Here is a 14317-nt window from a genome sequence, read left to right as displayed (position 1 = left end):
CTTATCCAGGCAACGTTTCGGCGCTTGCCTGATGTTGAGTTTTTCATCACGGAGGCGATGGACAGACATGACTATCCCGGACAACAACACCGAGCGACAAAGCGGTAACGCAAACCAGGGACGACCTGAAGAATCCCTGAACCACATCAAGGAGGACGTTAACGAAGCCATCGGCAGCGCCCGCGAAAAGGCCGATGCGCATTTCGGCCAGTACCGCGATACCGCGGCGGACCAGATCGATGCACTGGCGCGTGGCGCGAAGTCCGCGATGTCCGAGCTTGAAGCCAACGACACCCTTGGCTTGTCGCATTATCTGGCGGACATGGCCGACAGCATGAGCGGCCTGGCCAGCAAACTGCGCAACAAGAGCGCTGAAGAGCTGCTGCACGATGGCTCTCGCCTGGCGCGGGATAACCCCGGCCTGTTCCTCGCCGGCAGTATTGCGGTGGGGTTCGGGCTTTCGCGTTTCCTCAAGGCCGGCACCTCGCCGATCACCACCGAAGTGCAAAGCCCTGCCTCCACGGAGTCGGATCCAGCCGCCGAAGGTTTCGGCGCCCAGCCCTTCGACGCCCAACCCTTTGACCCCGTGCCTGATCCTATCGGTCCGGGGGCAGGGACCAGCAGCGGCCTCGCCACCGGCGTAACCCCGACTTCACCCAGCGTTCAGGACCATCCCAGTGATTCCGCCACCGGCTCGCTGCCGGGCTCGGCCAATACCAGAGGAGAATTGTGATGAATCGACCAGACCCGGATATCCAGCGTTCCGCCGGCGCCTCGACGCCCGAAAACGATGCCTCGGTCATGGGCTTGCTGCGGCAACTGACCCATGAAGTCCCGTCGCTCTTTACCAAGGAGCTGGCGCTGGCCAAGGCTGAATTCCAGGCGAGCCTCAACACCCTGAAGGCAGGTATCGCCGGGGTCGCCGGCGGCGCCATGGTGCTGATGGCCGGCTTCATCATCCTCCTGATGGCAGTGGTGTATGGCCTGAGCACGATGATGGCGCCCTGGCTGGCCGCACTGATTGTCGGCGTGGTGGTGATGATCATCGGTTTTGTCATGGTCCAGTCCGGCAAGAAGCAATTCGAGCCTTCCCATTTCAAGCCTGACCGAACGCTCGATGCCATGCACAAAGACCAGGAAGCCCTGCGGAGGAAAGCCTCATGAAGGATGAATTGAAGACTGAAGCGGAGAAGAGCCCGGAGACCATCGAGCGCGAGATCGACGAACAGCGCGCCCATATCAGCCACATCGTCGATGCCTTGGGCAGCAAGTTCACGCCGGGGCAGATGCTTGATCAGGCCTTGGGCATGGTGAAAGGCAATGGCGCCGAATTTTTCGGCAACCTGGGCACGACGGTGCGCAACAATCCGGTGCCAACCGTGCTGACTACGGTCGGCTTGTGCTGGCTGATGCTCGGCCAGAACCACCCGCCCCGGGTCGGTTATCGCGTTGGCCCCGACCAGGACGCCAATGGCTGGAGCGAGGGGCTGTCCGGTGGCCTGGACAGCGCCCGCGGTCATCTGCATGACACCACCAACTCCTTGCGCGAAGGGTTTCATCAGCTCAAGGACAAGGCGTCGCATCTGGCTGATGGCCTGGGGGCGAGCGCCCGTAATGCACGGCATAGCGCCACGCAGACAGGCGACCGCCTGGCCCACGGTTCCCAGGATCTGGGCGATCAGTTCAGCCGCCTGCTCAAGAAGCAACCGCTGATGATGGCGGCAGCGGGTATCGCCTTGGGCGCCATGCTCGGAGCAGCCCTACCCAGCACGTCGACCGAACAGCGGGTAATGGGCAAGACCAGTGCGGGCCTGGCCGACAAGGCCAAGCAAAAGGCCCGCGACGGCTACGAAACGGTCCGCGATACGGTGAGCAAGACCACCGAGCACCGTGACGAGCCAAGCGCTGCGCCGGCCACCGGGCATGCGCATTCCGGCGCGGATCTGTCTGGCGGCCTGGGTACCTCGTAAACGGGCAATGATACGGCGCGGGGTGGCCCGCGCCGTATCATTCGGGATTCACGGCAGCCTTGGTTATTTCCATGCACGGTACACCGTCAAGGGGGCGGCACATGAACCATCAGGTTGCGTTCAGCGGCCACCTGGTCTTCATCGGCTTCGGCTCCATCGCCCGGGCCACGTTGCCATTGGTACTGGGGCAGGACCATATCGAGGTCAGGCAAATCACCGTGATCGCGCCGGTGATCGACCAGAACCTCTGGTTCAAGGATCGCGGGATCCGTTTTGTCCGCAAGGCATTGACCGAGCAAACCTTTGCGCAGACGTTGGATCGCTGGGTCAAGCCCGGTGACTTCATCGTCAATCTTTCGGTGGAAGTCAGCTCCCTGGCCATTATCGAATATGCCTGCGCCAAGGGCGCCCTATACTTGGATACCTGTGTCGAACCGTGGGCCGGCGGATATGACGATCCGCACCTGGATTTTTCCCATCGCACCAATTACGCGCTGCGTTATCAGGTCCTGAGCCTGCGCAAGAAATTGGCCGGAGGGCCGACGGCGGTGGTCGCTCACGGGGCCAATCCGGGCTTGATCACTCACTTGCTGAAGGCCGGCCTGGTGGAGCTGGCGGTGCAGTTGGAGCATCCCATACCTCAGCGCCGCGCCGGTGTCGATTGGGCACGGTTATGCATGGAATTGGGGATCAAGGTGATTCATTTTGCCGAGCGTGATACCCAGCGTTCCCGGAAACCCAAGGAGGACGATGAGTTCGTCAACACCTGGTCGGTGGAGGGCTTCATCAGTGAAGGCAGCCAACCGGCGGAGCTGGCATGGGGCAGCCATGAGCGAACCTGGCCAGCGTCTGCCCGGCGCCATCGCTTTGGCAGTCGCAATGCGATCTACCTGGCACGCCCGAGCGCCAGCGTGCCGGTCAAGACCTGGACGCCGTTGGGCGGGCCATGCCTGGGGCTGATGATCACCCATCATGAAACCGCTTCCACAGCCGACCTGCTTACCGTGAAAGACCAGCGTCGACTGATCTATCGACCGACCCTGCATTACGCCTATCACCCCTGCAATGACGCCTTGCTCTCGGTCCACGAGCTGATTGGTCGCGGCTGGCAAACCCAAGCCCGGCAGCGCATCCTCAACGGCGAAATCGACAGCGGCGGGGCAGATGCGCTGGGGGTGTTGTTCATGGGGCATGAGCTGAATGCCTACTGGTTTGGCTCGGTGCTGAGCATTGACGAAGCTCGCGCGCTGGTGCCTTTCAACAGTGCCACCACCCTGCAGGTGGCGGCAGGCGTGCTGTCTGGCATCGTCTGGGCGGTTGAGCATCCGGATCGTGGCATCGTCGAGCCGGAACAGCTGGATCATGAGCGGGTGCTGGAGGTCGCCAGGCCCTACCTCGGCACTTTGGTTGGGCAGCGCACCGACTGGACGCCGAGTGGCACTTCGCATAAACCGTCCGAGGACGGCGCTGCGGATAGCTGGCAATTCGAGCATTTCACCCGGTTTTAACTGACACGACCGCGATTCGTGGCGAGGGAGCTTGCTCCCGCTGGGTTGCGCAGCAACCCTAATGCAGGCGACCCGGTCAATTCGACTCATTGGATCGCCTGGTCGAGGGGCCGCTACGCGCCCCAGCGGGAGCAAGCTCCCTCGCCACGGTTTTTGGGTGTTCCGCCTGGTTCTGTTTCCATGGATCTATACTCAGCTCCGTGGATGACAGGATTCCAAGGTGGCGCAATCGTGCGGCGTTCGCTGATGCTGGCCGTGATGTTCGTTCTGGCGGGGTGCGCCACGTCGCAGCGCGGCCAACAGGTCGCCCCGGTGGTGATTGCGCCGGACACCTGGCGGCAGGCGGACCGGCAGATCATCGCCGCGTCGAAAAGCGCCACCGAGCAAGCCGAACTCTATGCGCGCGGATCGATGGAACATTGGCGAGTGCTGGTCTACGAGCGCACCGAGGCTGCATTCATCCCTTGGTTCAGCAGCTACTGGACCCAGGAGTGGCTGGCCGTGAAGGTCAGTTGGTATTCGGCAAGCGCCAAGGGCGAGGCGGACTCGTCGTCCAGGCGCCTGGCGGGTTACCTGCAGGAACAATATCGCGAGCAGGTGCTGGAACCGGTGGCGGTGGAAATCGATCCCGAGGCGATCCGGGCCAACGCGACGGGGTATTACCTGCGCCTGCTCAACCAACAGGTCCAGGTCATTGCGCAACGGCACCGAATCCCGCCCGAACTGATGAACCGGCGCCTGCACGCAATTACGGCCATCAACCTGGGACCGCCAGCGACGCGCAACGCAACGTTGTACGAAATGGTCCACACCGAACCGCTCAATACACTGCCGGCCTATGCGGCGCTGATCGATCATGTCGACAAAGCCGCCGACACCGGTTCCGGTCCGTCGGACGCCGTGATTGCCACGGTGGCGCAACGTACCAGTGAAAAAATCGAGGCGCAGTTCGCCACGCGAGGAGCGACCGGTGCGGCGGCGGCTGTCGCCGGGAAGGCGGCAGGGGCGCTGATTTCGGTAGGCGTGGCGGGCATCCGGGCAATCATCCATGAGGGCGAACGGCCGGAAATGGAAGCGCAGATCCGTAAAAGCCTGAGCGCGGCGTTCGACGAAGCGTGGTTCAAATCGCTCAAGCATCCCCTCAGCGGCGTCATGGCGGCGGTGTACTACCTGGCTGGGCAAATCGACGATAGCCTGGTGGCGGCAGACCTGAGCAACCGACCGGTGTTCCTGCCTGTCATCGAACCATGAGCGCGGTCACTCGGACCCGAGTGTGACCCGGCAGCCTTTGCGCTGACGGATCTGTTCGTCCGTGGGACGCTCCTTGATGAACTCGAAACGCGGCTCGCCTTCGCTGTAGACCACCAGCCAGCCCCATTCCAATTCACTTTCATCCTGCCCAGGCCGGGGCGGCGCGGCCCACCAGGGTTCCTTTTGCATAATCTGGCGCATCGGTTACCTCCTGCGGGTTGATTCTTGACTATAGACCGCAGGATTTCACCACAAGCGCCCACGCATCATTGCTTTTGTGGCGAGGGAGCTTGCTCCTGGCCACGGTTTTTTTCGGGCAACTCAGTGTGCTCTGACCCCACCCACCAGCGTCTAGCGTCTGTATCCCCGCACTCGAACGGGGAATGACCGGACCCCTGCGCACATGCAAGCACTGTTGAACGAGATCCTCGATGCGGTTCGCCCCCTGATTGGTCAGGGCAAGGTGGCCGACTATATTCCTGCCCTCGGCACCGTGGCGGCCAATCAACTCGGCATTGCCGTGTACAGCAACGATGGCGAGATCTATTGCGCGGGCGATGCCGAGACGCCGTTCTCGGTGCAGAGTATTTCCAAGGTTTTCAGCCTGGTGCAGGCCATCGAGCATTCCGGCGAAGCCATCTGGGAGCGCTTGGGCCATGAGCCGTCTGGCCAGCCCTTCAATTCCCTGGTGCAACTGGAATTCGAGCGCGGCCGGCCGCGTAATCCGTTCATCAACGCCGGTGCCTTGGTGATTTGCGATATCAACCAGTCACGCTTCGCCGCCCCGGCGTTGTCGATGCGCGATTTCGTCCGACGGTTGTCGGGCAATCCCCAGGTGATGGTAGACGGCAAGGTTGCCGAGTCGGAATACCAGCACCGCGCCCGCAACGCAGCGATGGCTTATCTGATGCAGTCCTTCGGCAATTTCCATAACGACGTGGAAGCGGTGTTGCGCAGCTATTTCAGCCATTGCGCGCTGCGAATGAACTGCATCGACCTGGCTCGGGCGTTCTGCTTCCTGGCCAACGATGGTTTCTGCAAGCACAGCGGTGAGCAGATCCTCAGCGCTCGCCAGACCCAGCAAGTCAACTCCATCATGGCCACCAGCGGTTTGTACGATGAGGCCGGCAACTTCGCCTATCGCGTCGGCCTGCCTGGCAAGAGCGGCGTGGGCGGCGGCATTGTGGCCGTGGTGCCCGGGCAGTTCAGCGTCTGCGTCTGGTCGCCGGAACTCAATACCGCCGGCAACTCCCTGGCCGGCATGGCCGCGCTGGAACTGCTCAGCCAACGGATCGGCTGGTCGGTTTTCTAGAAGCCAAAAAAGGGCCCGCTCCTGACGCAGGAGCGGGCCCTTTGTGTTGTGGAATGTCAGCAGAGGCGGTCGATGACCCGGACCTCGGCAGAGTTCTGCACCGACTGCCAGGCCTGGGTCAGCGTTTGCAGCACGCGGCCCATGAAGTCCTTGTCAGCGGCGGCTTTCTTGCCGACGTAGCCTTGGCCGCGACGGTACATCTTCAGCCGGGCACAAAGGTCTTCCTGGCTTTTCTCGAATTCTTCTTCCTGGGTGAAAGGCGAGAGGCAGTCCATATGGACCTGGCCAGTCTTGCTGATCCACAGGATATGGCTATCCAGGGTGTCCTTGTGTGCTGCGAACATGCGAGCCAGTTCATCAATAGATGGTTGATTATTCAGATTCATGTGTAAGCCCCTTGACCATTTGGTTGATCTGTCTGGTGGTTCGCAAAACTTCGCTGTTCGGTAAATTGCCTGCCTGCTACCGAAAACAGGTCGTCAGCGCTCGTCCGTCGAATCCGACGGGGTCGTGCATCGGTTGTGTAGTGTTATCGAAGGGCTGCTACGCAAATGCGCTACAACGATGAGAAACAGCGAAGAATCTTCAGGTCAGTGTCGACTTTTGACAGTCGAGCCCATGCGTCATGAGGATTGATCGCCAGCGTTTCTCGTCCTTGTTACCGGACGGTCTTGCCAGGTCAGCACCTTCAATCTGCCTTGTGGGCAGTCCCTTATCAAAAAAACAGCTCGGCGGTCAGACGAGCTTGCTCAAACATTTACCGTACTCCCGATCGGGGAGACGTCTGCATCATGCAAGGGCAAATCGGAGGCGTCAACGGTTTTGTAGTGATTATTTTTGGTCACTACATATTGTCGGACAAAATGGTTTGGGTATGAAAAACCGGCTGCGATTGGTTTGCCGTGGCGAGGGAGCTTGCTCCCGCTGGGGTGCGAAGCGGCCCTCAAAAAGGCACATGCGATATATCAGGAATAGCGCGTGTGGTTCCTTGGGGCTGCTACGCAGCCCAGCGGGAGCAGGCTCCCTCGCCACGAAGGGACTCAGTGGGTTCAGGTGGCCTTGGCCTTGGCCGCTTTGCGCGGTGCGCCGTCAGCCTTGCGCTTGGCTGGTTTGCGTTTTTTCTTCCACGGCGCCGCGCCACGTCCGGCGGGGCTGGCCGGGCCGTTGATGGTCAGGCTCATGCCTTGGCAGCGGGCGACGTGCTTGCTCATCCAAGCGGCTTGTCGCGTGACGAATTCTTCCAGGCTCATCTCACCGCTCTGCACCATGTCCAGGGCCTGTTCCCAGATGGCGGTGGTGCCGGGGTCGGCGATCGCCCGAGGCACCGCGTCGATCAGGCTGAACGCCGCTGGAGTGGAGGACAGGGCCTTGCCGTTTTTTACCAGGTAACCACGATCGAGCAGACCTTGGATGATCGAGGCTCGGGTTGCTTCGGTGCCGATGCCGGTGGTGTCCTTGAGCTTCTGCTTGAGCAGCGGGTCCTCCACCAGCTTGGCGACATTTTTCATCGCCTTGATCAGGTCGCCCTCGGTAAACGGCTTGGGCGGCTGGGTCCACAGATCCTTGGGGATCACCTCGTCCACATTGCAATCGCGGCCTTCGGCCAGCGGCGGCAGGGTTTGTGGCGCGGGGGCTTCGCGGCCGCGTGCGGGCGCCAGTGCTTCGGGCAGGGCGCGTTTCCAGCCGGGGTCGATGATCTGCTTGCCGACGGCCCGCAGGGCCTGGCCGGCACAATCGAAGTCGGCCTGGGTCCGGTCGTATTCATGGTTGGGCAGGAATTGCGCCAGATACCGCGCGCGAATCAGCGTATAGACGGCCCGTTGCTTGCCGGCGAGCTTGTCGACGTTCTTCGCCGCGGCCGTGGGAATGATGCCGTGGTGCGCGCTGACCTTGGCGTCGTTCCAGGCGCGGGATCTGCGTTGCGGTTGCAGGTGCTCGCGCAGCGGCGCAAGGCCCGGGTCGGCCTGGGCGAGGGCGGCGAGAATGGCGGGTGCTTCGCCGTGCTGGCTCAAGGGCAGGAAACCGCAATCGCTGCGCGGATAGGTGATGAGCTTGTAGGTTTCGTAGAGCGACTGGGCAATGTCCAGGGTTTCCTGGGCGCCAAGGCCGAGCTTCTTCGAGCAGACCTCCTGCAGCGTGCCCAGGTCGAACGGCAGCGGCGCGGCCTCACGCAGCCGTTCGGTGCGGACCTTGATCACCCTGGCGGTAGCGGCATTACCCATGGCTTGTGCCGCATCGCGGGCGAGGGCCTGGTTCAGGCAGCGCTCCTGGTCGTCGCAGGCATCCGGATCGGCGCGCCACTGGGCGGTGAAGGCCGTGCCGACGTGGCTCAGTCGCACGTCGATGGCCCAGTAGGCGACCGGGACGAAATCGGCAATGCTACGGTCGCGGTCTACCACCAGCCGCAAAGTCGGTGTCTGCACACGGCCTACCGGCAGCACGCCCTGATAGCCGGACTGACGCCCAAGGAGCGTGAACAGGCGACTCATGTTCATGCCGATCAGCCAGTCGGCCCGAGAGCGGCCCAGGGCCGAGTGGTAGAGGTTGAAGGTTTCCGCTCCGGGCTTGAGGGCGGCCAGGGCCTTGCGGATCGATGCTTCGTCCAGCGCCGACAGCCACAGGCGCTGGATGGGCCCACGATAGCGGCAATGCTCGACCAGCTCGCGGGCGATCATTTCGCCCTCGCGGTCGGCGTCGGTGGCGATGATCAGTTCGGTTGCCTCGCCCAGTAGGCGCTTGACCGCTTTGTACTGGCTGGCGGTCTTCGGTTTGACGGTCATCTTCCATTGCGCCGGCACGATAGGCAGGTCGGCCAGCACCCAGCGCTTGTAGCGGGCATCGTAGGCGTCGGGCGGGGCCGTCTCCAGGAGGTGACCGATGCACCAGGTGACCGTGACGTTCGCGCCCAGCCAGCAGCCGTCGCCGCGTCGCGTGGCGCCCAGTACCGCGGCGATATCCTTGGCCTGGGACGGTTTTTCACACAGGTACAGCCGCATAACGCCTCTTCCTAAGCAGGTTTCATGGGGCGCTAGCATGGTCAGGGATCGGCGTCGCGGCAAGCTTTATCTGTATGGATATACAGATAAAACGTTGCGCTGCGTTGCAACGGGCCGTTTGGCGCAACGCCCGGCGGTTGTCTGCACAAGCAGAATGAATTTCTCGCAAGGGCGTCGCTCATAACTTGCAGAGCGGCTGAAACCGCAAAGCAAGCTAATGGAATCAAGGAGAGTCACTTTCATGAATTCGATGCCGAAGGGCAACGGACAGGCGACCACACGTTTGATTCTCGTCGTTGAGGATGATCCGACCATCCTGGAGTTTCTGTGCGAAATCCTGGAAGAGGAAGGGTTTGTCGTCGAGCCTCGGGAAAGCGCAGATTCGGCGCTGACGTTCCTGGAGGAGAGCGCCGACTATGTGGACCTGCTGCTGACCGATATCACCATGCCCGGGGCGATGGACGGAGCGGACCTGGCCAACCTGACCGGGGACCGCTGGCCACAGATACCGCTGCTGATCATGTCGGGCTTCGAGACGCCGGAAAGCGCGGGGATCAAGCACCAGGCCTCGTTCATCGCCAAGCCGTGGGCGCTGGGACAGATGCTCGATCTGGTGGAGAGCACGGTCAAGAGCCACTCGGTACACTGAAAGTGACCACAGCACCTGTGGCGAGGGGATAGACCCCCTCGGCACAAAGGGTCCAATGGGTGCTCAGTTGGTATCGAGGTCCACGTTGCGAGTTTCCCGCAGGCAGATCATCCCCACCACCAGGCTCACGCCGGTGATCACCACCGGGTACCACAGGCCGTAGAAAATATCCCCGGTGTAGACCACCAGGGCGAACGACACGGTTGGCAGGAAACCGCCGAACCAGCCGTTGCCGATGTGGTACGGAAGGGACATCGACGTATAGCGAATGCGGGTCGGGAACAGTTCGACCATCAGCGCCGCCAACGGGCCGTAGCACATCGCCGAAATGATGATCAGCGCCACGATCAGGGCGACGATCATCGGCCGGTTGATCTGCTGGGCATCGGCTTGTTGCGGGTAGCCCGCCAGGGTCACCGCGCCGCGCAGGGCGGCTTCGTCGTAGCCTTCAAGTTTCACGTCGCCGACGCTGACCTGCACGGTGCTGCCGGCCGGTGCCGCGACGCTGGTGTAGGGCAGGCCTTGCTTGACCAGGAAGGTCTTGACCTTGTCGCAAGGGCTGTCGAAACGCGCCTTGCCCACCGGGTCGAACTGGAAGGTGCAGGTGGCCGGGTCGGCGACGACGGTGATCGGCGCCTGGCGGCTCGCCAAGTCGATGGCCGGGTTGGCGTAATGGGCGAGCGTCTTGAAGATCGGAAAGTACAACGCCGTCGCCAGCAGCAGGCCGATCATCAGCACCGGTTTGCGCCCGACCTTGTCCGACAGCCAGCCGAAGAAGATGAAGAACGGCGCGCCGATCACCACGCTGACAATCAGCAGGCTATTGGCAAGGGCCGGGTCCATCTTGAGAAACTGGGTGAGGAAGAACAGCACGTAGAATTGCGCGGCGTAGAAGGTCACCGCTTGCCCGGCATTGATGCTGAACAGGGCGATCAGCACCACCTTCAGGTTTTCCCATTTGCCGAAGGACTCGCGGATCGGCGCTTTGCAGCACTTGCCTTCTTCTTTCATCTTCAGGAAGGCCGGCGACTCGTGCAGGCTCAGGCGGATCCAGGTGGAGATGCCCAGCAGCAGGATCGACAGCAGGAACGGAATGCGCCAGCCCCAGACTTCGAACTGGTCACCGGTGAAGTAACGGCAACCGAGCACCACCAGCAGCGAGAGCAACAGGCCCAGTGTCGCGGTGGACTGAATCCAGCTGGTATGAAAGCCGCGCTTGCCCATCGGTGCATGCTCGGCCACATAGGTCGCCGCGCCGCCGTATTCACCGCCCAGGGCCAGACCCTGGAGCATGCGCAATACTACCAGGATGATCGGCGCGGCGATGCCGATGCTCGCGTAGTTGGGTAGCAGGCCGACGCAGAAGGTCGCCAGGCCCATGAGCACGATGGTTGCCAGGAACGTGTACTTGCGCCCGATCATGTCCCCCAGCCGACCAAACACCAGCGCCCCGAAGGGCCGCACGATGAAACCGGCGGCGAAAGCCATCAGGGCGAAAATGAACGCCGTGGTGTCGTTCACCCCGGCGAAGAATTGCTTGCTGATCACCGCCGCGAGGGCGCCGTAGAGGAAAAAGTCGTACCACTCGAACACCGTCCCCAGGGACGAGGCGAAGATGACTTTCTGGGTTTCCTGACTGGTGCCTGCGCTGCGCGTGGCTTCCAGGGGCTGAACATGTTCAGACATAGCGGTATCCCTCACAGTGATTGTTTTTGTTGTTCCACTGTCGACGCCGGGTTGGGGCGTCTCCTGATTTGACACACTTCCTTGGATCACACTCCTTTCAACCTGTGGGAGCGAGCCTGCTCGCGAAGGCGGTGTATCAGTCAATATTGTTCAACTGACATAACGCCTTCGCGAGCAGGCTCGCTCCCACAGAGAGACTTGGCGATTTCAGACCGTGGCGGGCTCCTTCTGCAGCGTAGCGCCCACGGTGGCCGGCTCAAGCATCATCCGCGCGGCCTTCTCGGCGATCATCAGCGTCGGCGAGCAGGTGTTGCCGGAGGTGATGCGCGGCATGATCGAGGCGTCGGCGATGCGCAGGCCCTTGATGCCGTGGACGCGCAGCTGCGCATCCACCACCGCCTCGCCGTCCTGGCCCATGCGACAGGTGCCCACCGGATGAAAAATCGTCGTGCCGATGCGGGCGGCGGCCTGATGCAGTTCTTCCTCGGTCTGCAGGCTCGGGCCTGGCAGGTATTCCACCGGTTTGAAGGCGCTCAGGGCCGGCGCGGCGACAATTCTGCGGGTCAGGCGGATGGCGTCGGCAGCGACCCGCAGGTCCTCGGGATGGCTCAGGTAATTGGGTTGGATCGACGGCGCCTCATGAGGATCCGCCGAGCGGATGTCCACGCGACCACGGCTCATCGGGCGCAGGTCACACACCGACGCGGTGAACGCCGGGAAGCTGTGCAGCGGTTCGCCGAAACGTTCCAGGGACAACGGTTGTACGTGGTATTCGAGGTTGGCCGAGGCCTGTTCCGGTCCTGAACGGGCGAACGCGCCGAGTTGGCTGGGGGCCATGGACAGCGGGCCACTGCGGTCGTACAGGTAACGCAGGCCCATGCCCATCTTGCCCCACAGGGTGCCGGCGATCTGGTTCAGGGTGCGGGCGTTTTCCAGCTGGTAGATCAGCCGCAGTTGCAAGTGGTCCTGCAAGTTGCCACCGACGCCGGGCAGTTCATGCACAACGCCGATGCCCAGACGCTGCAACAGGTTGCGCGGGCCGATCCCGGAGCGCTGCAAGATGCCCGGCGAGCCGACGGCGCCGGCGCACAGGACGATTTCCTTGCGCGCCCTGAAGCTCATGTTCTTGCCCTGCCAGCGGGCGCTGACGGCGTCGGCGCGGTTGTCACACAGCAACACCCGATCAACCTCGACGTCGGTCAGCACCGTCAGGTTGGGGCGATTGCCAATCGGTTTGAGGAAGGCCTTGGCTGCGTTCCAGCGCACCCCGGCTTTCTGGTTGACCTGGAAGTAGCCGCAACCTTCATTGTCGCCACCGTTGAAATCCTCGACGCTGGGGATGCCGCTCTGTTCGGCGGCGGTGCGGAAGGCATCGAGAATCGACCATGACAGGCGCTGGCGTTCGACTCGCCATTCCCCGGCTGCGCCGTGAAGCTCGGAATCCCCCGCGAAGTGATTTTCGCTCTGCCGGAACAGCGGCAACACATCCTTCCAGCCCCAGCCGACATTGCCTTCGGCGGCCCAGCCGTCGTAGTCCGCCGCCTGGCCACGCATGTAGATCATGCCGTTGATGGACGAACAGCCGCCCAACACCTTGCCGCGCGGATAACTCAAGGCGCGCCCTTGCAGGCCGGGTTGCGCTTCGGTCTTGAAGCACCAGTCGGTGCGTGGGTTACCGATGCAGAACAGGTAGCCGACCGGGATGTGGATCCACGGATAATTGTCCCGCCCGCCGGCTTCGAGCAACAGCACCCGGTGTTGCGGATTGGCCGAAAGCCGGTTCGCCAGCAGGCAGCCGGCAGGGCCGGCGCCCACGATTACGTAATCGTATTCATCGACGACAGGTTGCATTCGCGACCTCATTTTTTGTTCTTGTGGGACTCATCCTAGTTGTTAGTTTTCGTCAAAAGAATGTTAGTTTTTGCGCAGCGGCTGTGCGTTTATGAACAGTCATGACTTCAGGCGATTCAAGGATGGCTCATGTTCGACTGGAATGACCTGCGCTACTTCCTCGAACTGCAACGCAGCGGCCGCCTGCTGACGGCCGCGCGACGGCTCAACACCACCCATGCCACGGTGGCGCGTCACATCGAAGCGATCGAGAAAAGCCTCGGCACTGCGTTGTTTGTCCAGCACGCCCAAGGGTATGAATTGACTCCGGCCGGAGAAGCGCTGCTCAAGCATGCCGAGGCCATGGAGAACGTCGCGTTGCTGGCCCAGGAAGACATCACCCAATCCAGCGCGCCCCTCGGCAAGATCCGCCTCGGCGTGACGGAAGGGCTGGGCATCATGTTCCTCGCCAGTCGCATGGACGGCTTGTTCCAGCGCTATCCGGGGCTTGAAGTGGAACTGGTGGCCGTGCCGCGGTTTGTCAGCATCCTCAACCGCGAGGCGGAAATCAGCATTCACCTCGAACGCCCGGCGGCCGACCTGCTGGTGACCCGCAAGCTCACCGACTACAGCCTGGCGCTTTATGCCAGCCAGGCTTACCTGGACCGTTCGCCACCGTTACGCAGTCGCGAGGATCTGGCCCGCCATGCCTGGATCGGCTACGTCGATGACCTGCTGTTCAGCCAGGAGCTGATGTTCCTCAACAGCTTTTGCCGAAACCCTCGCGTGGTGTTCCACAGCACCAGCGTCATTGCCCAGCAACAGGCTGCGCGCTCGGGCTTGGGGATCGCCGTGCTGCCGTGCTACATGGCCAGCAGCGATCCGACGCTGGTGCCGCTGCTGCCGGACGAAACCATCCGCCGTAGCTATTGGATCAGCACTCGCCGCGAGCTGCACAAGTCCGTCCGGTTGCGGGTGTTGTGGGATTACGTGGTGCAGTTGTGCGAGCGCGAGCAAGGGCTGCTGTTGCCCTGACCCTGCTCTAAGGTTATGTCCAAACGGTATTTCTCAAGCATCGAGTGCTTTCCCTAAGATCACGTCATAACTCGTTATGA

At 62.2% G+C, this 14317-nt stretch carries 13 protein-coding genes; 8 read left to right on the top strand and 5 right to left on the bottom strand.

The genetic code is table 11. The features are described 5' to 3' along the window. The first annotated feature begins 67 nt into the window (after positions 1–67). From J3P97_RS16965 to J3P97_RS16945, 5 genes are all read left to right on the top strand, one after another. Positions 68–733, top strand: coding sequence for a hypothetical protein (locus tag J3P97_RS16965; protein WP_434630093.1), 666 nt, complete (start codon positions 68–70; stop codon positions 731–733). Further along, positions 733–1164 (top strand): phage holin family protein, encoded by a 432-nt coding sequence (locus J3P97_RS16960; protein WP_434672336.1) that lies wholly within the window; start codon positions 733–735, stop codon positions 1162–1164. The genes J3P97_RS16965 and J3P97_RS16960 overlap by 1 nt, the downstream gene beginning before the upstream one ends. Beyond that, positions 1161–1970, top strand: coding sequence for a DUF3618 domain-containing protein (locus J3P97_RS16955; RefSeq protein ID WP_434672335.1), 810 nt, complete (start codon positions 1161–1163; stop codon positions 1968–1970). Before J3P97_RS16960 ends, J3P97_RS16955 begins: the two co-directional genes overlap by 4 nt. A 101-nt stretch (positions 1971–2071) precedes the next feature. Continuing rightward, on the top strand, positions 2072–3478 hold the full coding sequence (locus J3P97_RS16950) for a saccharopine dehydrogenase C-terminal domain-containing protein (RefSeq protein ID WP_434672334.1): 1407 nt from the start codon (positions 2072–2074) through the stop codon (positions 3476–3478). 231 nt (positions 3479–3709) lie between these two features. Further along, positions 3710–4729, top strand: a complete 1020-nt coding sequence (locus J3P97_RS16945; protein WP_434672333.1) for a hypothetical protein — start codon at positions 3710–3712, stop codon at positions 4727–4729. A gap of 6 nt (positions 4730–4735) precedes the next feature. Here the strand turns inward: J3P97_RS16945 and J3P97_RS16940 are convergent, their stop codons facing one another. Next, complete coding sequence (locus J3P97_RS16940) at positions 4736–4930, bottom strand: hypothetical protein (RefSeq protein ID WP_434573346.1); 195 nt, start codon at positions 4928–4930, stop codon at positions 4736–4738. 202 nt (positions 4931–5132) lie between these two features. Between J3P97_RS16940 and glsB the strand changes: the two genes are divergently transcribed. Then, positions 5133–6041 (top strand): glutaminase B, encoded by a 909-nt coding sequence (gene glsB / locus J3P97_RS16935; protein ID WP_434573347.1) that lies wholly within the window; start codon positions 5133–5135, stop codon positions 6039–6041. 56 nt (positions 6042–6097) lie between these two features. On the opposite strand, the gene J3P97_RS16930 is transcribed toward glsB, so the two are convergent. Together J3P97_RS16930 and J3P97_RS16925 are read right to left on the bottom strand one after the other, a co-directional pair. Then, positions 6098–6427, bottom strand: coding sequence for a hypothetical protein (locus J3P97_RS16930; RefSeq protein WP_305500244.1), 330 nt, complete (start codon positions 6425–6427; stop codon positions 6098–6100). 663 nt (positions 6428–7090) lie between these two features. Continuing rightward, positions 7091–9037 carry a DNA topoisomerase III gene (locus J3P97_RS16925; protein WP_434672332.1) on the bottom strand — a complete coding sequence of 649 codons (1947 nt, stop codon included), beginning with the start codon at positions 9035–9037 and terminating at the stop codon, positions 7091–7093. Between the two features lie 241 nt (positions 9038–9278). On the opposite strand from J3P97_RS16925, the gene J3P97_RS16920 reads away from it, so the two are divergent. Beyond that, positions 9279–9686 carry a response regulator gene (locus tag J3P97_RS16920; RefSeq protein WP_305500247.1) on the top strand — a complete coding sequence of 136 codons (408 nt, stop codon included), beginning with the start codon at positions 9279–9281 and terminating at the stop codon, positions 9684–9686. A gap of 63 nt (positions 9687–9749) precedes the next feature. On the opposite strand, the gene J3P97_RS16915 is transcribed toward J3P97_RS16920, so the two are convergent. Both J3P97_RS16915 and J3P97_RS16910 read right to left on the bottom strand, forming a co-directional pair. Continuing rightward, positions 9750–11372: an MFS transporter gene (locus J3P97_RS16915; RefSeq protein ID WP_434601197.1), complete on the bottom strand. Its 1623-nt coding sequence runs from the start codon at positions 11370–11372 to the stop codon at positions 9750–9752. A gap of 207 nt (positions 11373–11579) precedes the next feature. Next, positions 11580–13223, bottom strand: a complete 1644-nt coding sequence (locus J3P97_RS16910) for a GMC family oxidoreductase (RefSeq protein WP_434672331.1) — start codon at positions 13221–13223, stop codon at positions 11580–11582. A gap of 129 nt (positions 13224–13352) precedes the next feature. Here J3P97_RS16910 and J3P97_RS16905 point away from each other — a divergent pair, with 129 nt between their 5' ends. Beyond that, positions 13353–14237 carry a LysR family transcriptional regulator gene (locus J3P97_RS16905; protein WP_305500256.1) on the top strand — a complete coding sequence of 295 codons (885 nt, stop codon included), beginning with the start codon at positions 13353–13355 and terminating at the stop codon, positions 14235–14237. The last annotated feature ends 80 nt before the right edge of the window (positions 14238–14317 follow it).

This window comes from Pseudomonas sp. R1-15 (assembly GCF_051132085.1).
Taxonomy (GTDB): domain Bacteria; phylum Pseudomonadota; class Gammaproteobacteria; order Pseudomonadales; family Pseudomonadaceae; genus Aquipseudomonas.
Note: the sequence above shows the minus strand (reverse complement) of the source record. Positions and strands in the feature narration are given on the sequence as shown.